The 20,072-nt window shown below is 72.6% G+C and carries 20 protein-coding genes; 15 read left to right on the forward strand and 5 right to left on the reverse strand.

Annotation, left to right across the window (positions count from 1 at the left end; genetic code table 11):
* Positions 1–64: 64 nt before the first annotated feature.
* Positions 65–679, reverse strand: coding sequence for a DUF47 domain-containing protein (locus ISU07_RS19780; protein WP_194708559.1), 615 nt, complete (start codon positions 677–679; stop codon positions 65–67).
* 94 nt (positions 680–773) lie between these two features.
* The gene (locus tag ISU07_RS19785; protein WP_194708560.1) at positions 774–2,933 is read right to left on the reverse strand and encodes an RNA degradosome polyphosphate kinase; all 2,160 of its coding nucleotides are present in this window, start codon (positions 2,931–2,933) and stop codon (positions 774–776) included.
* Positions 2,934–3,116: 183 nt separating this feature from the next.
* Between ISU07_RS19785 and ISU07_RS19790 the strand changes: the two genes are divergently transcribed.
* Positions 3,117–4,505: a DEAD/DEAH box helicase gene (locus tag ISU07_RS19790; protein ID WP_323742721.1), complete on the forward strand. Its 1,389-nt coding sequence runs from the start codon at positions 3,117–3,119 to the stop codon at positions 4,503–4,505.
* Here ISU07_RS19790 and mshD read toward each other — a convergent pair.
* Entirely contained in the window at positions 4,486–5,331 is an 846-nt protein-coding gene (gene mshD / locus ISU07_RS19795; RefSeq protein WP_323742722.1) for a mycothiol synthase, read from the reverse strand. The two genes, ISU07_RS19790 and mshD, sit on opposite strands and share 20 nt — an antisense overlap.
* 9 nt (positions 5,332–5,340) lie before the next feature.
* Positions 5,341–6,054, reverse strand: coding sequence for a response regulator transcription factor (locus ISU07_RS19800; protein ID WP_194708562.1), 714 nt, complete (start codon positions 6,052–6,054; stop codon positions 5,341–5,343).
* A gap of 92 nt (positions 6,055–6,146) precedes the next feature.
* Between ISU07_RS19800 and ISU07_RS19805 the strand changes: the two genes are divergently transcribed.
* The 12 genes from ISU07_RS19805 (at position 6,147) to ISU07_RS19860 (ending at position 16,330) form a co-directional block, all read left to right on the forward strand.
* Positions 6,147–6,419: a MoaD/ThiS family protein gene (locus ISU07_RS19805; protein ID WP_194708563.1), complete on the forward strand. Its 273-nt coding sequence runs from the start codon at positions 6,147–6,149 to the stop codon at positions 6,417–6,419.
* Positions 6,420–6,464: 45 nt separating this feature from the next.
* Entirely contained in the window at positions 6,465–6,908 is a 444-nt protein-coding gene (locus ISU07_RS19810; protein ID WP_194708564.1) for a TlpA family protein disulfide reductase, read from the forward strand.
* Between the two features lie 256 nt (positions 6,909–7,164).
* The gene (locus tag ISU07_RS19815) at positions 7,165–7,614 is read left to right on the forward strand and encodes a DUF4395 domain-containing protein (RefSeq protein ID WP_194708565.1); all 450 of its coding nucleotides are present in this window, start codon (positions 7,165–7,167) and stop codon (positions 7,612–7,614) included.
* Positions 7,611–8,459: a sulfurtransferase gene (locus tag ISU07_RS19820; RefSeq protein WP_194708566.1), complete on the forward strand. Its 849-nt coding sequence runs from the start codon at positions 7,611–7,613 to the stop codon at positions 8,457–8,459. Before ISU07_RS19815 ends, ISU07_RS19820 begins: the two co-directional genes overlap by 4 nt.
* Positions 8,456–8,755, forward strand: a complete 300-nt coding sequence (locus ISU07_RS19825; RefSeq protein WP_194708567.1) for a DUF1416 domain-containing protein — start codon at positions 8,456–8,458, stop codon at positions 8,753–8,755. Before ISU07_RS19820 ends, ISU07_RS19825 begins: the two co-directional genes overlap by 4 nt.
* A 73-nt stretch (positions 8,756–8,828) precedes the next feature.
* On the forward strand, positions 8,829–9,899 hold the full coding sequence (locus tag ISU07_RS19830; protein ID WP_194708568.1) for an acyltransferase family protein: 1,071 nt from the start codon (positions 8,829–8,831) through the stop codon (positions 9,897–9,899).
* A 20-nt stretch (positions 9,900–9,919) separates the two neighbouring features.
* Complete coding sequence (locus ISU07_RS19835) at positions 9,920–10,942, forward strand: glycosyltransferase family A protein (protein WP_194708569.1); 1,023 nt, start codon at positions 9,920–9,922, stop codon at positions 10,940–10,942.
* Positions 10,936–11,823, forward strand: a complete 888-nt coding sequence (locus tag ISU07_RS19840) for a hypothetical protein (RefSeq protein ID WP_194708570.1) — start codon at positions 10,936–10,938, stop codon at positions 11,821–11,823. Before ISU07_RS19835 ends, ISU07_RS19840 begins: the two co-directional genes overlap by 7 nt.
* 102 nt (positions 11,824–11,925) lie before the next feature.
* Entirely contained in the window at positions 11,926–13,011 is a 1,086-nt protein-coding gene (locus tag ISU07_RS19845) for a glycosyltransferase WbsX family protein (protein WP_323742723.1), read from the forward strand.
* Positions 13,001–14,062, forward strand: a complete 1,062-nt coding sequence (locus ISU07_RS19850) for a glycosyltransferase family 4 protein (RefSeq protein ID WP_194708571.1) — start codon at positions 13,001–13,003, stop codon at positions 14,060–14,062. The genes ISU07_RS19845 and ISU07_RS19850 overlap by 11 nt, the downstream gene beginning before the upstream one ends.
* Positions 14,063–14,153: 91 nt before the next feature.
* The gene (locus ISU07_RS19855; RefSeq protein ID WP_194708572.1) at positions 14,154–15,350 is read left to right on the forward strand and encodes a glycosyltransferase; all 1,197 of its coding nucleotides are present in this window, start codon (positions 14,154–14,156) and stop codon (positions 15,348–15,350) included.
* On the forward strand, positions 15,347–16,330 hold the full coding sequence (locus ISU07_RS19860; protein WP_194708573.1) for a glycosyltransferase family 2 protein: 984 nt from the start codon (positions 15,347–15,349) through the stop codon (positions 16,328–16,330). The genes ISU07_RS19855 and ISU07_RS19860 overlap by 4 nt, the downstream gene beginning before the upstream one ends.
* On the opposite strand, the gene ISU07_RS19865 is transcribed toward ISU07_RS19860, so the two are convergent.
* Positions 16,314–17,207 (reverse strand): glycosyltransferase family 2 protein, encoded by an 894-nt coding sequence (locus tag ISU07_RS19865; protein WP_194708574.1) that lies wholly within the window; start codon positions 17,205–17,207, stop codon positions 16,314–16,316. The genes ISU07_RS19860 and ISU07_RS19865 overlap by 17 nt on opposite strands.
* A 34-nt stretch (positions 17,208–17,241) precedes the next feature.
* Here ISU07_RS19865 and ISU07_RS19870 point away from each other — a divergent pair, with 34 nt between their 5' ends.
* Entirely contained in the window at positions 17,242–19,050 is a 1,809-nt protein-coding gene (locus ISU07_RS19870; protein WP_194708575.1) for an ABC transporter ATP-binding protein, read from the forward strand.
* On the forward strand, positions 19,047–19,871 hold the full coding sequence (locus tag ISU07_RS19875) for an alpha-1,2-fucosyltransferase (protein ID WP_194708576.1): 825 nt from the start codon (positions 19,047–19,049) through the stop codon (positions 19,869–19,871). Before ISU07_RS19870 ends, ISU07_RS19875 begins: the two co-directional genes overlap by 4 nt.
* Positions 19,872–20,072: the final 201 nt, after the last annotated feature.

The raw sequence follows: 20,072 nt of genomic DNA on the forward strand, positions 1-20,072 counted from the left end.
GGCAGTCCAGGTGCCGACGAGGCGGCGCGCAGCAGGCCATGGGATAGGGAGACGCACCCACAGGTCAGGACTCCTTGACCGCGATCTGCTCCACTTCCTTGGCGACCGTCTCGAAGGCGTTGATGGTCGCCTCGAGCGTGTCCACGACGTCCTTCAGCTTGAGGACCTCGATGGCGTCGTACTGGCCGCCGAAGAGCTTGGTGATCATGCGCCGGTAGCTCTTGTCGCCAGCCTTCTCCAGCCGGCCGATCTCCAGCCAGTACTCGTCGACGTCCAGCGTCTGCAGCCGCGGCATCGCCGCGGCCGTCAGCTCGGCGCAGCGCTGGATCAGGTCGACCTGCTTGGCGAACTCGGCCGGGAACTCGGCGACCTCGTAGAGGTTGATGAGGTCGGCGGCCTTCTCCATCTCGTCCATCACGTCGTCGAGCCGGTAGGCGAGGTCGTGGATGTCCTCGCGGTCGAACGGCGTCACGAAGGTCTTGTTGACGCGCTGGACGATCTCGCGGGTGGTGCGGTCGGCCGCGCTCTCGGCCTCGCGCATCTCCTTGGCCTTGGCGGCACGGTCGGTGCCGTCGGCGAACATCTCCGCAAGCAGCGCGGAACCTTTGACCAGGTGCTGCGCCGACTCCGAGAAGAGCTGGTAGAAGGCGCCGTCCACGGGACGGAGGGAGAAGGCCACAGGAGCACTCCTGAACTGACTGGTGCACTGGCGGGCACGGACAGTTCACCATCGTTGCCCCCGGTCCCGCCGGGGTGCAACTCGGGGTCGTCGGTCAGGCGCGACGCCGGTGCGTCTCGATCAGGCTCTCCTGGAGGTGGACCTTGCCGTCGTTCAGCTCCCACGAGCCGTCGCGGTGCAGCAACCACGCGCGGGTGTCGGGGTCGAAGGCCAGGTCGAGCAGCCGCTCCACCTGGGCGATGCTGTCGGCGCCGGGCAGCTTGACCAGCACCTCCACGCGGCGGTCGAGGTTGCGGTGCATCAGGTCGGCCGACCCGATCCAGGCCTCCGGCTCGCCTCCGTTGTCGAACCAGAAGACCCGGCTGTGCTCGAGGAACCGTCCCAGGATCGAGCGCACCTCGATCGACTCCGACAGCCCAGGTACGCCGGGGCGCAGCGCGCAGATGCCGCGCACGAGCAGCTGGACGGGCACGCCCTCCTGGGCGGCGAGGTACAGCGCGTCGATGGTGGCCTCGTCGACGATCGAGTTGGCCTTCATCCGGATCCCTGCCGGGCGGCCCGCGCGGTGGTGGGTGATCTCGTCGTGGATCCGGGCGACCAGCCCGTCGCGCACGGAGTCCGGGGCGACGAGCAGCTGGTCGTACGACGGCTTGCGGCTGTAGCCGCTGAGGTTGTTGAACAGGTTGGCGACGTCCTCGCCGATGGCCTCGTTGGTGGTGATCAGGCCGAGGTCCTCGTAGGAGCGCGCTGTCTTCGGGTTGTAGTTGCCGGTGCCGATGTGGGTGTAGCGGCGGATGCCCTCGGGCTCGTCACGCACCACCATCGCCAGCTTGCAGTGGGTCTTCAGCCCGACCTGCCCGTACACCACGTGGCAGCCCGCGTGCTCCAGCTTGCGCGCCCAGCGGATGTTGGCGGACTCGTCGAAGCGGGCCTTGATCTCGATCAGCGCCAGCACCTGCTTGCCGGACTCGGCCGCGTCGACGAGGGCGTCGATGATCGGCGAGTCACCCGACGTGCGGTAGAGCGTCTGCTTGATCGCCAGCACGTGCGGATCGGCGGCGGCCTGCTCGAGGAAGCGCTGCACCGACGTCGCGAACGAGTCGTAGGGGTGGTGGAGCAGGACGTCGTGGCGCCGGGCCGCCTCGAACACGTCGATGGGCGAGGCCGACTCGACCTCGGTCAGGTTGCCGTGGGTGATCGGCACGAACGCGGGGTACTTGAGGTCCTCGCGCGGCAGGTCGGCGATGTCGTGCAGGCCGCGCAGGTCCAGCGGGCCGGGCACCCGCACGACCTCCTGCGGGGAGATGCCGAGCTCGGAGGTGAGCAGCTCCAGCACCTGCGAGGTGATCGTCTCCTCGACCTCGAGCCGCACCGGCGGGCCGAACCGGCGGCGCAGCAGCTCCTTCTCCAGGGCCTGGAGGAGGTTCTCCGCGTCGTCCTCCTCGACCTCGAGGTCCTCGTTGCGGGTGACGCGGAAGGTGTGGACCTGGAGGACCTCCATGCCCGGGAAGAGGCGCTTGAGGTGCTCGCCGATCACGTCCTCCAGCGGCACGAAGCGCTGGTTGCCCAGCGCCACGAACCGGCTGAACGTCGGCGGCACCTTCACCCGCGCGAAGTGCTCCTTGCCGGTCTTGGGGTTGCGCACCAGCACCGCCATGTTCAGCGAGAGGCCGGAGATGTAGGGGAACGGGTGGGCCGGGTCCACCGCGAGCGGGGTGAGTACGGGGAAGACGCGGTCCTTGAAGAACCGCTTGGCGAACTTCTGCTCCTCGCGGTCCAGGTCCTCCCAGCGCACCAGGTCGATGCCGGCGGCCGAGAGCGCGGGCACGATGTCGTCGCGGAAGAACGTCGCGTGCCGCTGCATCTGCTCGGTCGTCCGGGTCCAGATCGCCTCGAGGATGTCGCGAGGCATGAGCCCGGAGGCCGCGCGGACCGCCATGCCGGCCGCCATCCGGCGCTTGAGGCCGGCCACGCGCACCATGAAGAACTCGTCGAGGTTGCTGGCGAAGAACGCCAGCGAGCGCACCCGCTCGAGCAGCGGCAGCGACTCGTCCTCGGCCATCCCGAGCAGCCGCAGGTTGAAGCGCAACCAGGACAGCTCGCGGTCCAGGAACCGGTCCTCGTACTTCGCGAGGTGCTGCAGAGCCTCGGCGTCAGGCACGTACGGCGGCTCGACCTCGAACGTCTCGTGGACCCCGCCCTCCGCCGGCACCAGGTCGTCGGCGGGGCTGGTCACCGCTCGGGGGACGGTCATGGACGTCAGTGTGGCACCGGGAGGTGAACGTCAGGTGGCGCTGACGATTCTCCGGTCCATCCGTACCGCCGGTACGCTTGGCCCCAGCGGCCGGACCGATCTGGTCCCGGGCCGCTCGCGTCGTACGACTCCTCGTGGCGGCGCACCATCCCCACTGAGAGTTGTTCTCCCTTGTCTTCCAGCGTGTCCTTCACCGACCTCGGCGTGCCCGCGAACCTCGCGACCGTCCTGGCCGGCCTGTCCATCACCGACCCCACCCCCATCCAGGCGGCCACGCTGCCCGACTCCCTGGCCGGACGCGACGTGCTCGGCCGCGGCCGCACCGGCTCGGGCAAGACCTACGCCTTCCTGCTGCCGCTCGTGGCCCGCCTCGCGGCCAGCCCGCGCCGTACCCGCCCCGGTGCACCCCGCGCCCTCGTCCTGGCCCCGACCCGCGAGCTGGTCGGCCAGATCGACGCGGCGCTGCGCCCGCTCGCCGATGCGGCCGGCCTGCGCACCCAGACCGTCTTCGGCGGCGTCGGCCAGCACCCGCAGGTGCGCGGCCTCAAGACCGCCGACATCGTGCTCGCCTGCCCCGGCCGTCTCGAGGACCTGATCGGCCAGGGCCACTGCAGCCTCCGCGACGTCGAGATCACCGTGCTCGACGAGGCCGACCACATGGCCGACCTCGGGTTCCTGCCGGTCGTACGCCGCCTGCTCGGCCAGACGCCGACGACCGGCCAGCGGCTGCTCTTCTCGGCCACGCTCGACAAGGCCGTCGACGGGCTGGTGCGCCAGTTCCTCCGCAGCCCCAAGACCCACCAGGCCGACTCGGCGCAGTCGCCGATCGCCACGATGGCCCACCACGTGCTGCACATCCAGCACGAGCAGCGGGTGCCCGTGCTGCTCGACCTGGCCAGCGCGCCGGGACGCACGGTCGTCTTCACCCGCACCAAGCACCGCGCCAAGCAGCTCGCCAAGCAGCTCAACAAGCTCGGCGTCCCGACCGTCGACCTGCACGGCAACCTCAGCCAGGGCGCGCGGACGCGCAACATGGAGGCCTTCCACTCCGGCCGCGCCACCACCCTGGTCGCGACCGACGTGGCCGCGCGCGGCATCCACGTCGACGACGTGTCGCTCGTCGTGCACGCCGACCCGCCGGCCGAGCACAAGGCCTACCTGCACCGCTCCGGCCGTACGGCGCGGGCCGGCGCCGAGGGCACCGTCGTCACCCTGATGACCGACGACCAGGTCCGCGAGGTGCGGACCCTCACCAAGGCGGCCGGGGTCCAGCCGACCACGACCCGCGTGGCCGGGGTCGATGCCGCGGTGCTCCGCACGCTCGCCCCCGGTGAGCGCAGCCTGCGCGGCGGCCTGGTGGCCGACGCGGAGAAGCCGGCGCCGCGGGGACGCGGCACGAGTGGTGGCAGCCGTGGCGGCGCCGCCGGTTCCACCGGCGGCGGCAAGCCCGGCGGTGGTCGTCCTCGCCGACGCAAGCCGGCCGGCGGTCGCGGTCAGGGCCAGGGCTCCGCACGACGGACGTCGTCGGGCCGGCCGCACAGCGCGGCCTCCTTCAGCTCCCGGGCGCGCTGACCCCTCGGGTGTACATCACGTGCGTGTCGGTCGGCGCGTGCGTGAAGCCGAGCTTCTCGTAGAGCCCGATGGCCGGCAGGTTGTCGGACTCGACGTAGAGCAGCACGTCCTCCAGCCCGCGGGACCGCAGGTGCCGCAGCCCGACGTCGAGGAGCGCGTTGCCCAGCCCGCGCCCGTGGACCTCGGGGTCGACGGCCATGACGTACACCTCGCCCAGCGTCGCCGAGTGCCGCTTGGTCCAGTGGAACCCGTACATCCGGTCGCCCTCCGCCGCGACGACCAGGTCGGCCGGGTCGAACCACGGCTCGGCCATCCGCTCCGCCAGGTCCACGGCGTCCATCGAGCCCTGCTCGGGGTGGTGGGCGAACGCCGCGGCGTTGACGCGCAGCAGCTCGGCCTCGTCGCCGGGCTCGAAGGACCGGATCGTCAGGCTCGGTGCGCGCAGGTCGAGAGGGCGCAGCTCCTCGGCGCCGGCCAGGGACCTGCGCATCACCCACAACGCGCGGGTCCGCTCGAACCCGGTGGACCGCGCGAGCGCGGCGGCCGCCGGGTGGTCGCCGTGCGACCACGCCTGCCAGGGTCCGACACGGTCGCCGAGGGCGGTCGCGAGCAGACGGCCGCCGACGCCGTGGCCGCGTGCCTCGGGCGCGACGACCAGGTGGACCTGGTCGCCGTCGACCGCCGAGAAGCCGCGCCCCGGCTCGACGTACGTCGTCAGCTCGCCGCCGTGGTGCCGCAGCCGTCGCCAGGCGCCCTCGTCGAGCGGCTCGAGCCCGTCGGCCTCGGCCGACGCCGCGGAGATCGCCTCGATGTCAGCCAGGTCCACGCCTGGACTCTAGGCGTCCTGGCCCTCCCGGACCGCTGCGGCAGGGGTGGGGACGACGAACCGGTAGCCGACGTTGCGGACCGTGCCGATGAGCGTCTCGTGCTCGGGGCCGAGCTTGGCGCGCAGCCGGCGGACGTGCACGTCGACGGTGCGGGTGCCGCCGAAGTAGTCGTAGCCCCAAACCTCCTGGAGCAGCTGCTGGCGGCTGAAGACGCGGCCCGGGTGCTGGGCGAGGTACTTGAGGAGCTCGAACTCCTTGAACGTCAGGTCGAGCGAGCGACCGCCGACCTTGGCCGTGTACGACGCGTCGTCGACGACGACCTCGCCGGACCGGATGACGTGGGCCTCGGGGTCGTCGGCGTCACGGCGAGCGGCGAGCCGGCCGATGGCCAGCCGGACGCGGGCCTCGAGCTCGGCGGGGCCGGAGGTGTGCAGCACCACGTCGTCCATGCCCCAGTCGTGGGTCACGACGGCCAGCCCGCCCTCGGTGACGATGAGGAGCACCGGGATGTCGGTGCCGGTGGTGCGGATCAGCCGGCACAGGTCACGGGCGTGGGCCAGCTCGAGGCGGCCGTCCACGAGGAGCAGGTCGGAGTCCGGCGCCTCCAGCAGCGCGCTGCCCTCGGCCGGGAGGATCTTGACCTGGTGACCCAGGAGGGAGAGTCCGGGCAGCACCTCGACCGAGGGCTGGAGGGCGTTGGTCAGCAGGAGCAGGGTGCTCAACGTGGCACTCCTCCGCGTGGGCGGGATCGGGGCTGTCAGGCTCGTTCGGGGAAGCTCGGACGTCCTTGGCCGATGAGGAAGGATATCCGCCCATGAGCGCCGGGACGGTCACTGTCCGTTATTGGGCGTCGGCCCGCGCCGCCGCCGGTGTCGCGTCCGACGCCGTCGAGGTCGACGGCCCGGTGAGCCTGGCCGACCTGCGTGACCACGCGGTCGCGCTGCACCCGGGCACCCGGCTGGAGGCGGTCCTGGGAGCCTGCTCGGTGCTCGTCGGCGACCGGCCGGTCGGCTCGCTGGACCCGGCCGACGTGGTCGTCGAGCCCGGGCAGACGGTCGAGTTCCTGCCGCCGTTCGCGGGCGGATGACTGACCAGGCGGAATGAGCCGCGCCCTCCCCGGGTTGCGGCGTACATGACGACCGGACTGTGGGTGGTGCTCGCCTGCCTGCTGCTGGTCGTCGGCTTCGCCGTCTACCGCGTGCGCACCGACGGACGCTTCCACCGCCGCCGCGGCGCCGAGGCCGGTACGCCGGCGGCCCCGACGACCGCGAGCGTGCTGACCGGCGCCGGCATCGACGTCCCTCTCGGCGACCGCGCCACGCTGCTCCAGTTCTCCTCGGCGTTCTGCGCGCCGTGCCGGGCCACCCGCCGGGTCCTGGGCGAGGTCGTCGACCTGGTGCCCGGCGTGACCCACCTGGAGGTCGACGCCGAGCAGCACCTCGAGGTGGTCCGCGCCCTGCACGTCCTGCGGACCCCGACCACCCTCATCCTCGACCCGGACGGGCACGAGGTGTCGCGGGCGTCCGGGCTGCCCGCTCGCGACCAGGTGCTGGCCGCGCTGGCCCGGGTGTCCTGATGTCCACATCTCGGACACCCCATCCGCGATTTGAGACGTTTCGTAGGTGGAACCCCCGCTGCCGCCCTACAGTTGCCGCCATGTCCTCGACCATGCTGACCAAGCGCCGCGCAGTGGACCACTGCCGCGTGCGCTCGGCGCTGTGTCGGATGCGCTGAGCGGTCGCGCCCGGGCCTGAGGCCCACCCTTCTTCGTCGCGCCCGCTGCCCTCGTGCCCTTCAGCGCACGCCCGTCGTCGACGACCCCCAGGAGTGTCATGTCCACCCAGATCGATCCCCGCGGCCAGCGGTTCGCCGCGTCCGTGACGAGCGTCGTGCTCGTGGCGGCGCTGGCGACCGCTCCGGGTGCCCTGGCGGTCACGCTGCTGTCCCTGCAGGCGGCGCTGTTCGCGACCGCCGTCGCCCTCGGGGTGCAGCGGACGCCGGTCGCCGCGGTCTACCGCTCGGTGGTCCGCCCCCGGCTGGGGCCGCCCAGCCACACCGAGGACGCCACGCCGCCCCGCTTCGCCCAGGGGGTCGGTCTGGTGTTCGCGCTGGTGGGCCTCGTCGGCTTCCTCACCGGTGTCGACGCCCTCGGTTACGTGGCCACCGGGTTCGCCCTCGTGGCCGCGCTGCTCAACGCCACCATCGGCCTCTGCCTCGGCTGCGAGGTCTACCTCCGGATTCCCACCCCGCTTATCGCAGCAACGACAAGGAGCACCACATGAGCCGCGAGAACACCCTCGTCTCCGCCCAGTGGGTCGAGGACCACCTCGGCGACGACAACATCGTGCTCGTCGAGGTCGACGAGGACACGTCGGCCTACGACAAGGGCCACATCACGGGCGCCATCAAGCTCGACTGGACGACCGACCTGCAGGACCAGGTCCGTCGCGACTTCATCAACAAGGAGCAGTTCGAGGCGCTGCTGAGCTCCAAGGGCGTCGGCAACGACGACACCGTGGTGCTCTACGGCGGCAACAACAACTGGTTCGCGGCCTACGCCTACTGGTACTTCAAGCTCTACGGCCACCAGGACGTCAAGCTCCTCGACGGCGGGCGCAAGAAGTGGGAGCTCGACTCCCGCGAGCTGGTCTCCGACGTGCCCGAGCGGCCCGCCACGACGTACTCCGCCCAGGACCAGGACACGAGCATCCGCGCGTTCCGCGACGAGGTCGTCGACGCGATCGGCGTGAAGAACCTGGTCGACGTGCGCAGCCCCGACGAGTACGCCGGCCGGCTGCTCGCCCCGGCCCACCTGCCGCAGGAGCAGGCCCAGCGCGCCGGTCACATCCCGACCGCGGCCAACGTGCCGTGGAGCAAGGCGGCCAACGACGACGGCACCTTCCGGTCCGACGACGAGCTGAAGCAGATCTACACCGAGGCCGGTGTCGACTGGAGCAAGGACACCATCGCGTACTGCCGCATCGGCGAGCGCTCGTCGCACACGTGGTTCGTGTTCCACGAGCTGCTCGACGAGGCGAACGTGAAGAACTACGACGGTTCCTGGACGGAGTACGGCTCGCTCGTCGGCGTGCCGGTCTCCCTGGGTGACGAGAGGGGCGAGGCATGAGCTGCGGAGCGAAGCTGGGCGGGTTGTCGCTGAACGGCGTCAACGTGGCCAAGGAGGCCATCATCCAGGGCCAGGTGGTGCGCGAGGGCGTCCCCGTCGAGAACGCCTACGTGCGGCTGCTCGACCGGACCGGCGAGTTCACCGCGGAGGTGCCCACCAACGAGGAGGGCCACTTCAGGTTCTTCGCCGGCGACGGCGAGTGGACGCTGCGGACCCTGGCCCCGCGGGCCGAGGCGGTCGACAAGAAGGTGATCGCCCAGACGGGGTCGATCGCCGAGGTCGCCATCGCCGTCTGAGCGGCACGACCGCCGGACCGCCGACATGCGTCGAAGCGCCTCGGGGCGCTGCGGGACGTGAAACCCTGCTCGGGTGTCCGAGACCACCACACGTGGGGCGGCGCCGGTCCTCGACCTCGCGCGCCTGACGTCGCTGCGCGCGTTCGCGGCGCTGGCGGTCTTCGGCTTCCACGCCGGGACGGCGTTCGACCTCCCGGCGGTCCGCAAGCTCTTCGGCCTCGGGTACGCCGGCGTCGGGTTCTTCTTCATCCTCTCGGGCTTCGTGCTCACCTGGGCCACTCGCCCCGGGACGCCGGCCACCCGGTTCTACCGGCGGCGGTTCGCCCGGGTGTACCCGGCGTACCTCGTGTCCACGGTCGTCGCCGGTATCGCGCTGGGGTTCGGCGGTCCGCTGGAGTGGGTGCTGAACCTGTTCCTGGTGCAGGCGTGGCACCCCAGTGACACCATCCAGTTCGGGATCAACGGCGTCACCTGGTCGCTGGCCTGCGAGGCGTTCTTCTACCTCCTCTGGCCCGTGCTCGCCGTGGTGGCCCGGCGGCGCCTCGGCGTCTTCGCCGTGGCCGCGACAGCGGCGTACCTGGTCGGGGCCGGCTTCACGACCTGGGCAATCGCCGCGGACCACGGTGTCCGGCTCGCCTACGTCAACCCGGCACTCCGCCTCGGCGAGTTCCTGCTCGGGATCGTGCTAGCCGTCCTCGTCCAGCGTGGCGCGCTGGCCCGGCTCTCGCTGCCGCTCGCGCTGGTCGCGCTGGCGGTCAACTGGTACCTGGTCCGCCGCTTCTTCTCCGAGGACTTCCCGCTCCCCGACTACCTGATGGTGCCGTCGTACTTCCTGCTCGTCTGGGCCGCGGCCACCGCCGACCTCCGCGGACGGGCGGGCGTCCTGGCCCATCCGCTGCTCGTGTACGCCGGCCAGGTGTCGTTCTGCTTCTACCTCGTCCACCAGTTCGGCATCGACCTGGTCGTCCACCTCGACCCGGGCGTGTCCCCGATGGTCGAGGCCGCGGTCGCCCTCGCGATGGCGGCGGTCTTCGCTGCGGCGCTGCACCACCTGGTCGAGGTGCCGGCCCAGCGCGCCCTGTCCGGCCGGCGTGCGCAGCAGGCGCCCGTGCACGCGGGGCACGCCTCGTCGAGCGCCGACTGATCCACGAGAAGATCGGGACCGTGGCAGCCAGCAGGGACTACGACGTCGTCGTGCCGACGTCGGGCCGGCACTGGGACTACCTCGTGGCCGCGCTCGACAGCGTCGCCGCCCAGACCGTGCCACCGACCAGGACGATCGTCGTGGTCGACGGGGACGAGCACGCGGGGGAGCGGCTGCGCGACCGCGGTGGCGTGGACGTCATCGTCCGCGAGCGACGGGGTGGGGCCGCCGTTGCGCGCCAGGCGGGCATCGAGGCCGCGACCAGCACCTGGGTCGCGCTGCTCGACGACGACGACCTGTGGCTGCCGACCAAGCAGGAGCGGCTGTTCGCCTACGTCGACGAGCACCCGGAGTGCCGGGCGGTCCGGGCCGGCTACTGGATGTTCGCGGAGTCCGGCGACGCCTCGGGTCTCTTCGGGCAGCAGCCGGAGATGGTCGGCCACGACCTGGCCGAGCTGGAGCGGGCGGCGCGCACCGCCGAGCCGCGCAACGACCTGGACTACCTCGACATCGAGGGCCAGAGCCTGGCGCTGCTGATGGAGCGCAACCGCGGGGTCATCGGCACCTCGATGGTGGCCACCGACATCCTGCAGTCCCTGCCTCCCGTGCCGGCCGGGCTCACGCCGGGGGACGACCACCTGCTCTTCTGCCACGTCGCCGCGCGCACCGAGTGGCACCTGGTGCGCGAGCGGCTCGAGCTCTACCGCCTCCACGGCGGGCAGGACTCGCGCAACCCGGGCCCCGAGCCGGCGCTCGCCATCCTGCGGGGCCGCCGCATCGCCTGGGACACCTACCGGGACCAGGCGCCGCCGCTGGCGTCGTACGGCCCGTCGTACTCCACGGAGCTGCGGCAGGCCTGGTGGACGGTGCTGCGCCAGACGGGCAGTCCGCGCGCGGCGCTCCGGGTGTACGCCGCGGGGCTCGCGTTGCTCCCGCGATGGCGGCACCGCCTGGCCGCGGCCGTGCCCGAGCCGGTCGTCCACCGCTGGCGTGGCGCGCTCCGGCGCCCCGGCCACGAGCAGAAGGGACGGCCGTCGTGGTGACGCCGCGGTTCACCTACCTGGTGACCAGCTACCGGAACCCCGAGCAGCTCTACCGGCTGGTCGCCCGGTTGCGGTCGCTGTCCCCGGAGGCGGGCGTGGTGGTGAGCCACGACCGCAAGTCGGCGCCCCTCGACGACGGCCGGCTCGAGCCGCTGCGAGCGACCTGGTGGCCGACGCCCACGCCGGTGTCGTGGGGCGACGGCTCGTACCTGCTGTCGATCCTGGCGGCGTACCGGCGGCTGGACCCCGGCCCGGAGCAGTGGGTGACCACCCTGTCCGGGCAGGACTACCCGCTCCGCCCGCTGGCCGAGTACGAGGCACACCTCGCGACCAGTGGCGCCAACGCGCTGCTCGAGGAGACCCCGGACACGCCCGAGGAGTGGAACCTGCGGCGCCGCTACGTCCGGCGCAGCCACCGGGTCCCGGCGTTCGCCGCGCGAGGGGCGACGGGGAAGCTGGTCCGCCTCGTGCCCGGCTTGACCTGGGCCCCGATGCCGCACGGCCTGCGGCCCACGATCGAACGGCCCGTCCTCGCGCGGCCGTACCGACTCCGCGACGTCCACCGCGGCAACGACCTCTTCGCGGTCGACGGGACGGCCGTGCGCGCCCTGCTGACGGCGCCGCCTCGCGTGCTGCGGCACTTCGTGCGCACCCCGACGCCGTCCGAGGGCTTCGCGCACACCGTCCTGATGAACGACCCGGACATCGTCGTGCGACCGGAGATGCTCCACTTCGCGCGCTGGCAGGCCTCCGCGCACCCCGACGACCTGGGCCTCGACGACCTCGACGAGGCCCGGGCCTCAGGGCGGTGGTTCGCCCGGAAGTTCACGCAGGATTCCCCCGCGCTGGACCGGCTCGACGAGCTGCTCGACCTGCCGTGAAGCGCCCACCGGCACCGGCCCGGTCGGCTAGCCTCGTGGGAAGTAAAGACCGAGAGGCGGGGTGGTCCGTCAGCTGCAGCCGAGCACCGGGAGTGAGAGCACGTGACTGAGGGTCTGGCCGCCCGGGCCGTCGCTTTCTACCTGCCCCAGTTCCACCCGGTCCCGGAGAACGACGAGTGGTGGGGCCCCGGCTTCACCGAGTGGACCAACACCGCGAAGGCCCGGCCGCTGTACCCCGGTCACCGGCAGCCGACACTGCCCGCGGACCTGGGCTTCTACGACCTCCGCCTGCCGCAGGTACGTGAGGAGCAGTCCGCCCTCGCGCAGCGGTACGGCGTCGAGGCGTTCTGCTACTGGCACTACTGGTTCGGCAACGGGCGGCGCGTGCTGGAGCGGCCGTTCGCCGAGGTGCTGGCGTCCGGCGAGCCGTCGGTGTCGTTCTGCCTGGGCTGGGCCAACCAGACCTGGACGGGCATCTGGCACGGCGCCGCCGACCGCGTGCTCATCGAGCAGACCTACCCCGGGACCGAGGACGAGGAGGCGCACTTCGCCACCGTCCTGCCGGCGTTCCGCGACGACCGCTACCTGCGCGTGGACGGCCGGGCGGTGTTCTACGTCTTCCGGCCCGAGGAGCTGCCCGACCCGGCCGGCTTCGTGGACCGCTGGCAGGCCCTGGCCCGGCGCGCGGGCCTGGACGGCCTGTACCTGGTGGCCGAGACGAGCGACCTGCTCGGTCACGGGCCGAAGTACGTCGACGGCGCGAAGGACGGGTTCGACGCGTCGGTCTACATGCGGCTGCCCGCCCGCACCACGCCGCGCGACGTGCTGGCGATGCGGGCCCGGCGCAAGCTGCTGCGCGGCCTCGAGGTCTACCCCTACGCGACCGAGCCGCTCCCGCTGGCCGACGGTCTCGACCCGACGCACTACCAGCCCGCGGTCTACCCGAACTGGGACAACAGCCCGCGCTCGGGCCGCCGGGGCGTCGTCCTGCACGGCGCCTCGCCCGAGCGGTTCCGTCCGCACGTGCGGGCCGCGGTCGACGCGGTCCGCGACCGCCCGGCCGACGAGCGGCTGCTCTGGGTCAAGTCGTGGAACGAGTGGGCGGAGGGCAACCACCTCGAGCCGGACCTGCGCGACGGCCACGGCTGGTTGCAGGTGCTCAAGGAGGAGCTGGCCCGTGGCCGGTGAACCCCTCAGGATCGCGATGATCTCCTACTACCTCCCGAGCGGCAGCAAGATCGGTGTCGGGTACCAGGTCCACGCCCTGGCCACCGAGCTGGTGCGGCGCGGCCACGATGTGACCGTCCTCAGCGCCTGCCCGCCGGTCGAGGGCGCCGAGTACGGCCACCGGCTGGTCGCCCCGCGAGGGAGCCTGCGGACCTTCCGGTTCGCGACCCAGCTGCGCCGCCTCGACCTCTCGTCGTACGACGTCCTGCACGCGCACGGCGACGACTACTGGATGTGGGGGCGCCGGGCGCGGGCCCACGTCCGCACCCTGCACGGCTCGTGCTTCGAGGAGGCGCTGCACATCCGCGGGACCGTCGAGCGGGCGCGGATGGTGCTGCTCGGCTTCAGCGAGGTGCTCGCCAGCCTGGTGGCCGACCGGACCGTCCTGGTGTCGCCGGGCACCCGCAAGTGGACGCCCTGGGTGCGCACGGTGATCCCGAACGGCGTCAGCCTCCCGGTGCACCCCGGCGGCGAGCCGCGATCCGAGCGGCCCGCCGTCCTCTTCGTCGGCACCTGGGCGGGGCGTAAGCGGGGGCAGCTGCTGGCGGAGGCCTTCCAGGAGCACGTGCTCCCGGTCGTCCCCGACGCCGAGCTGTGGATGGTCTCGCGCGACGTCCCCGACGGCCTGCCGCCCGCCATCAAGGTGCTCGGTCGGGTCAGCGACGAGGAGCTCGCCTCGCTTTACGCCCGGGCCTGGGTCTTCTGCCTGCCGTCGTCCTACGAGGGCTTCGGGATCCCGTACGCCGAGGCCATGGCGTCCGGGCTGCCCGTCGTGGCCACGCCCAACCCCGGCTCGCGGTACGTCACCGAGGACGGGCGGGCCGGCCTGCTCGTGCCCGACGACCGGCTCGGCCCCGAGCTGGCCGGGCTGCTCCTGGACGACGCCCGCCGCGACGCGCTGGCGGACGCCGGCAGTCGGCGCTCGGTCGCCTTCACCCTCGACTCCGTCACGACGGCCTACGAGTCGCTGTACCGGGACGCGATCGCCGCGCGGGCCGGTGGCCGGCGATGACCGCGCCGTCCGGGCGGGAGGGCCGCGCGCTGTCACACTGTCGGCAGGGCCGACCGAGGAGGCTGGCGTCGATGGCGCGGACGAGCGCGTGATGCGCGTGGACTTCATCAGCCACTCGGGCGCCGACTCGGGCGCCGAGCAGAGCATCGTGTCCCTGATCGCCCACTGGCCGCTCGTGCTGCCCCGCCCCGCCCTCCTGCTGGGGCAGGAAGGTGCGATCCAGGAGCGCGCCCGCTCCTCGGGCGTCGAGACGGTCGTGGTCCCGCTGCGACACGAGATCGCCACCCGGCGCCGGCGGGACCTGGGTCCGCTGTCCGTCGTCACCTCGGTGTTCGGCCTGGCCCGCCACTCGGGCCGCGTACGCCGGGTCATGGAGGAGCGCTCCACCGACGTCCTGGTCGCCATCAGCATGAAGTCGCTGGTCTCCGGCTGGCTGGCCGCCCGCCGCTCCGGCCGGACGATCGTGTGGGACCTGCACGACCGCGTGGACCGCAGGTACCTGCCGTGGTTCCTCGTCCCCCTGCTGCGCTACGTCGTGCCCCGGATGGTGGACGGCGTCGTGGTGAACAGCCGCTCGACCCGCAACACCATCAGCGTCGGCCGCACGCCGGTGATCGTCGCGACGCCACCCATCGAGCTGGACCCACGGCCGTTCCTCCCGCCGGGCGACACGATCCGCAAGGTGGTGATGGTCGGGCGGCTCGCGCCCTGGAAGGGCCAGGACCTCTTCATCCGCGCCTTCGCCCGCGCCTTCGCGGGCACGGCCACCGAGGCCTACATCGTCGGCGGTGCCCTCTTCGGCGAGGACGCCTACGAGCAGGAGCTGCGGGACGAGGCCGTCCGCCTCGGCGTCGCCGACCGCGTCCACTTCGTGGGCCACGTGAAGGACCCCTGGGCCTGGCTGGTCGACGCCGACGTGCTGGCGCACTGCTCGCGGATCGCGGAGCCCTTCGGCCGCGTGGTCGTGCAGGGCCTGTGGGCGCGGTGCGCGGTCGTCGCCACCCGGCCGGGTGGGCCCGCGGAGGTCATCACCGACGGCGTCGACGGCCTGCTCGTGCCGTGCGGCGACGAGGACGCCACGGCCGCGGCGTTCGCCCGGCTGCGCGACGACCGCGAGCTGCGCGACCGGCTGGTGGCCCACGGCCCGGAGACAGCCCGGCGCTACGAGGTCTCGGTCGTCACGCCGGAGGTGGCGCACTGGCTGGCCGTGCTGCCCATCCGCGGCCGCGGGCGGCGTCGCGCGCCCATGTCGCACGCCGAGATGTCGACCCTGGGAGAGCTGTCGTGACCAGCGTGGCCGTGATCATCGCGACGTACCGGCGTCCCGGCGACGTCGCCCGGTGCCTCGACGCGCTGTCAGCGCTGACGGTGGCCCCGGACGAGCTGGTCGTGGTCGACGCCTCCCCGGACACCGAGACCCGGGAGCTGGTCGCCTCGCGTCCCGGGGTGCGGTACCTGCGCAACGAGGCCGGCATGGGCACGCTGCCGACCTCCCGCGCCATCGGGATCAGGGGCACGACCAGCGACGTCGTGGCCTTCCTCGACGACGACTCCAACGTGCGCCCCACCTGGCTGGTGAACCTGAGGGCGCCGTACGACGACCCGCACGTCGGCGCCGTCGGTGGCCGCGTCATCAACTCGCCCGAGGAGGTGGCGGCCGCGGACCCGACCCAGATCGGGCGGCTGCTGCCCGACGGCCGGCTGACCGGCAACTTCGCCGCCGACCCGGGGGGCGTCGTCGACGTCGACCACCTGCTCGGGGCCAACATGTCCTACCGCCGCACGGCTCTGGAGTCGATCGGCGGGATCGCCGAGATCTACCCGGGCACCAGCGCCCGCGAGGACAGCAACCTGGGCCTGCGGATGAACCGCGCCGGCTGGCGGGTGGTGTTCGCCCCGGAGGCGGTCGTGGACCACGACGCGGGCGAGTACGCCAAGGGCAAGCGCTTCGACCGGCGCTACCAGTACTACACGCAGCGCAACCACATGGTCCTGCTCGGCCGCGTCTTCGGCCTCGGCAGCTCCTACGTCCGTCGGTACCCGCTCGTCGTGGCCCGTGAGGCCGCCGGGCGGCTCCGCAGCCACCCGGACGACGGGGCCGCGCGCCGGTCGCCGTACCGCCGGTTCCGCGACCTCGCGGCCGGTGCCACCCGGGCCGGCGCGGACCTCGCCGGGCTGGTGGCCGGGACCGGCGCCGCCATCGGGCTGCGCCTGCGGCTCGGCGGCGTGCCGAAGCCCGCCCGACGGACCGTCAGCGACGCCCGATGACCGCGCGCACGAGGGCGAGCGCCGTCGGGCCGGGGGAGCGGGCCGCCCACCCGAGCTCGGTCAGCAGCCGGCGTCCGTCGCGGCGGCGTGCGGCGTCCGCGAGGCCGCGCACGCACTCCTGCGCGCAGTCGCGGGCGACCCGGCGCGCCCGCTCGTCGAGCAGTGCCGTGACCTCGGGGTCGTCGCGATGAGCCGCCCGCTGCTCGCGCACGAACCGCACGGTGGAACGCCGGCCCTCGAGCGAGCCGCTGGACGACAGGTTGGCCGAGTGACGCCGGTACGAGACGAGAGGCCGGGGCACGGCGACGAGCGGGCCGCTGAGGGCCAGCCGCAGGATGTACTCGTTGTCCTCGGCCATCCGGTAGGACTCGTCGAACCCGCCGATCGCCGTGTGTGCCTCGCGCCGCAGCACCAGCGTCACGATGCGCGGCTGCGGCTCCTCGCCGTTCACGAACAGCCGGGAGTCGACGGTTGTCGCGTCCCAGCTCCCGAACTCCCGGCCTTCGGCGTCGATGTAGCGGCCGGCCGTGAACGACGCCACCGCGTCGACGTGCTCGGCCAGGGCGCGCACCTGCTCCGCCAGCTTGTCGGCGTCCCACACGTCGTCGTCGTCCAGCAGCGCGACCAGCGGGGCGTCGCCCTGGGCGATGCCGCGGTTGCGGGCCGCCGACGGGCCGCGGTTCTCCTGGCGCACGACGGTCGTCCGGGGCATGCCGGCGACGGCGCGGGGCACCGCATCGGGGTCGGGCGTGCCGTCGTCGACCACGACCAGGCTCCAGTGCGGGTAGGTCTGTGCGCGCACCGACTCCAGTGCCTGCGCGAGGTACGGGCTGGCGCGGTTGGTGACCATCACCAGGTCGACGCGCGTCGGCTCCATCGGGCTGAGTCTAGGGAGCCTCGGGGGTGGTCACGTGCGTGACCTGGTCCGGGACCTGCGCGACATCCTCGAGCCCAGCACCCGTCGGCGGCTGCTGGTGGCGATGGTCGGGTCCGTGGTGATCGCCATGCTGGACACGTTCGCGATCGGCCTGGTCCTCCCGCTGGTGGACGTGGCCACGGGCGAGGGAGTCGACAGCGGAACCGCGGGGTACGTCGCCGACCTGCTCGGCACCGACGACCCGCAGCGCGTGACGGCGATCCTGGCCGTCGTCGTCGTGCTGCTCTTCATCGGCAAGAACGTCGGCGCGCTGATCTTCAACTACTGGCTGCTCGGCTTCACGTACTTCGAGCGCGTCAACACCTCCGCGCGCATCCTGCGCTTCTACCTCTCGGCGCCGTACACCGAGGTCTCGCGACGCAGCGGCGCGGAGCTGATGCGGACCATGGACACCGCCGTGCTCCAGGTCTTCACGATGACGATCAACGGCCTGATGTCCGGGTTCGCGGCGGTCGTGGCGATCGCCGCCGTCGTCGTCGCGCTGCTCATCGTGGCCCCGCTGCCGACGCTGGCCCTGGTCGCGTACTTCGGCGCGGCCAGCCTGCTGTACCTGAGGTTCGCCAAGCCCCGGGCCGCGGCGGCGGGCCAGGTGATGAACGAGGCCTCGATGGCCGGGTTCAAGGCGGCGTTCTCGGCCCTGGGGGCGCTGAAGGAGGTCAACCTGCGCGGCTCGCAGCAGAAGTTCGTCGAGGCGTTCCGGCAGCCGCAGCTGCGCGGCTCCGAGGCCGGCCGCACCGCGGCGTTCCTCGGCAGCCTGCCCCGCTACATCCTCGAGGTGCTCTTCATCATCGCCATCGGCCTGGTCCTGCTCATCGGGGCCGCCGACGGGAGTGCCGGCACCAGCGGTGCACTCGGGGTGCTGGCCGTCTTCGTCGCCGCCGGCTTCCGGCTGCTGCCGTCGATCTCCAGCCTGGTCGCCAGCTCCAGCAACGTGCGGGTGGGCGCGGCGTCCGTCGCGATCGTCCGCGCGGAGGTGCTGCGCGCCCGTGAGTTCAGCGTCGACGACGGGCCGCCCCCCGCACGGTTGCCGTTCGAGCGCGAGCTCCGTCTCGACGCCATCACCTTCCGGTACCCGAGCTCGGAGGTCGACGTGCTGCGCGACGTCGACCTCGCCATGCCGTTCGGCGGCACGCTCGCCATCGTGGGCGGGAGCGGCGCCGGCAAGACGACGATGGTCGACATCATCCTGGGCCTGCACCAGCCCACGCGCGGAGCCGTCCTGGTGGACGGCGTCGACATCGCCGAGCACCAGGCGAGCTGGCGGCAGAACCTCGGCTACGTCCCCCAGGACACCTACATCCTCGACGCCACGCTCATGGAGAACGTCGCCTTCGACGTCGCCGCCGAGGACGTCGACCGCGACGCCGTCATCCGCGCGCTCGACCGGGCCCAGCTCTCCGAGCTCGTGGCTGCGCTCCCGGACGGCCTCGACGCCCAGGTGGGCGAACGCGGGACCCTGCTCTCCGGCGGCCAGCGTCAGCGGCTCGGCATCGCCCGCGCGCTCTACCGCAACCCCCGGCTGCTGGTCCTCGACGAGGCGACGTCGGCGCTGGACAACGAGACCGAGCACCAGATCGGGCAGGCGATCGACGCCCTGGCGGGGAGCATCTCGGTGATCGTCGTGGCCCACCGGCTCTCCACCGTGCGCCACGTCGACCGCATCGTGTTCCTCAAGGAGGGCCGGATCGCCAGCAGCGGCACGTTCGACACGCTGCGCGAGATCGACGCCGACTTCGCGCGCCTCGTCCAGCTGGGCTCACTCGACGCCGACCCTGCCCGATGAGCGGCTCGCTGCTCGACCGGGTCTCCCGTCGTGTCCACCTGCGCAAGGGCTCGGTGCTCCTGACGTACCCCGGACTGGGCGTCGGCAACTACCTCTACTTCCTCCTGGACGCGTACGCCGACAGCCTGGCCGGGCCGCCGGCCCGGGTCCTGGACTCGGGGCTCGACCCGGCCTGGCGTGCAGCGCTCCCGCGGCTGGAGCCGCTGCTGGCCGCTCCCGAGGACGTTGCCTGGCGTCGGACCCGGCACATCCCGCCCAGCTTCCTGCAGGCCTACGGCGTGGACTTCTCGGCGGCGGAGCTGGAGCGGTTCGTGCGCGAGGTGCTGCTCGCGACGCTGCCGCTGCCGACCGGCCCGACCCCCGACGTGGTGGTCAACGTGCGACGCGGCGACTACTACACGCACCCGAACTTCCGGCGGCTCTACGGCTTCGACGTCGTCGACTACGTCCACCGGGCCCTCGACGAGGTCGGCTCCGTCGCGACCCCGCGCTGGCTGTCCTTCGTCTCCGACGACCCGGCCTGGTGCGCCGAGCACTTCGGAGAGCTGACCGCCCGGACCGAGAAGATCACCTTCGGAGCCCAGACCCCAGGCAGCCTCGGTGACTTCGTGGAGGTGGCGGCCGCCCGCGCGCTGGTGCTCACCAACTCGACGTTCTCCTACTGGGCGGGATACGTCAGCGGGTTCGTGCACGGGGACGACCACCTCGGCACCTGGGTGCCGGACCTGCACCAGCGCAACATCGACGACGGCCGGCCGTGGCAGCACGACCCGCGCTGGCACGCCCTCGGTGTGCGCGACCTCGACGACGGCCCGGTGTGAGATCTTCGGCACCTCCAGGGCGTGCGGTCGCGAGTAACGCACCCGTAGCAGGTCTTCCACCCCCAAATACGAGGTCGGTAGACGGTCTCAGGGTGCGTTACTCGCCGAGTACGCCGCCCGCTGGGCCTGGCGCCGCCCCGATCCATGCTCCATGGCAACCGTCCAGCTCCTCGACGCCACATGGCGGGCGTCAGCATGACC

The sequence above is a fragment of the Nocardioides islandensis genome, from assembly GCF_015352455.1.
GTDB lineage: Bacteria > Actinomycetota > Actinomycetes > Propionibacteriales > Nocardioidaceae > Nocardioides > Nocardioides islandensis.

Bases quoted from the DNA above. Each gene is read 5' to 3' on its own strand.
- ISU07_RS19785 (WP_194708560.1), bottom strand. From the start codon at position 2,933: ATGACCGTCCCCCGAGCGGTGACCAGCCCCGCCGACGACCTGGTGCCG.
- ISU07_RS19805 (WP_194708563.1), top strand. From the start codon at position 6,147: ATGAGCGCCGGGACGGTCACTGTCCGTTATTGGGCGTCGGCCCGCGCC.
- ISU07_RS19810 (WP_194708564.1), top strand. From the start codon at position 6,465: ATGACGACCGGACTGTGGGTGGTGCTCGCCTGCCTGCTGCTGGTCGTC.
- ISU07_RS19815 (WP_194708565.1), top strand. From the start codon at position 7,165: ATGTCCACCCAGATCGATCCCCGCGGCCAGCGGTTCGCCGCGTCCGTG.
- ISU07_RS19820 (WP_194708566.1), top strand. From the start codon at position 7,611: ATGAGCCGCGAGAACACCCTCGTCTCCGCCCAGTGGGTCGAGGACCAC.
- ISU07_RS19825 (WP_194708567.1), top strand. From the start codon at position 8,456: ATGAGCTGCGGAGCGAAGCTGGGCGGGTTGTCGCTGAACGGCGTCAAC.
- ISU07_RS19855 (WP_194708572.1), top strand. From the start codon at position 14,154: ATGCGCGTGGACTTCATCAGCCACTCGGGCGCCGACTCGGGCGCCGAG.
- ISU07_RS19865 (WP_194708574.1), bottom strand. From the start codon at position 17,207: ATGGAGCCGACGCGCGTCGACCTGGTGATGGTCACCAACCGCGCCAGC.
- ISU07_RS19875 (WP_194708576.1), top strand. From the start codon at position 19,047: ATGAGCGGCTCGCTGCTCGACCGGGTCTCCCGTCGTGTCCACCTGCGC.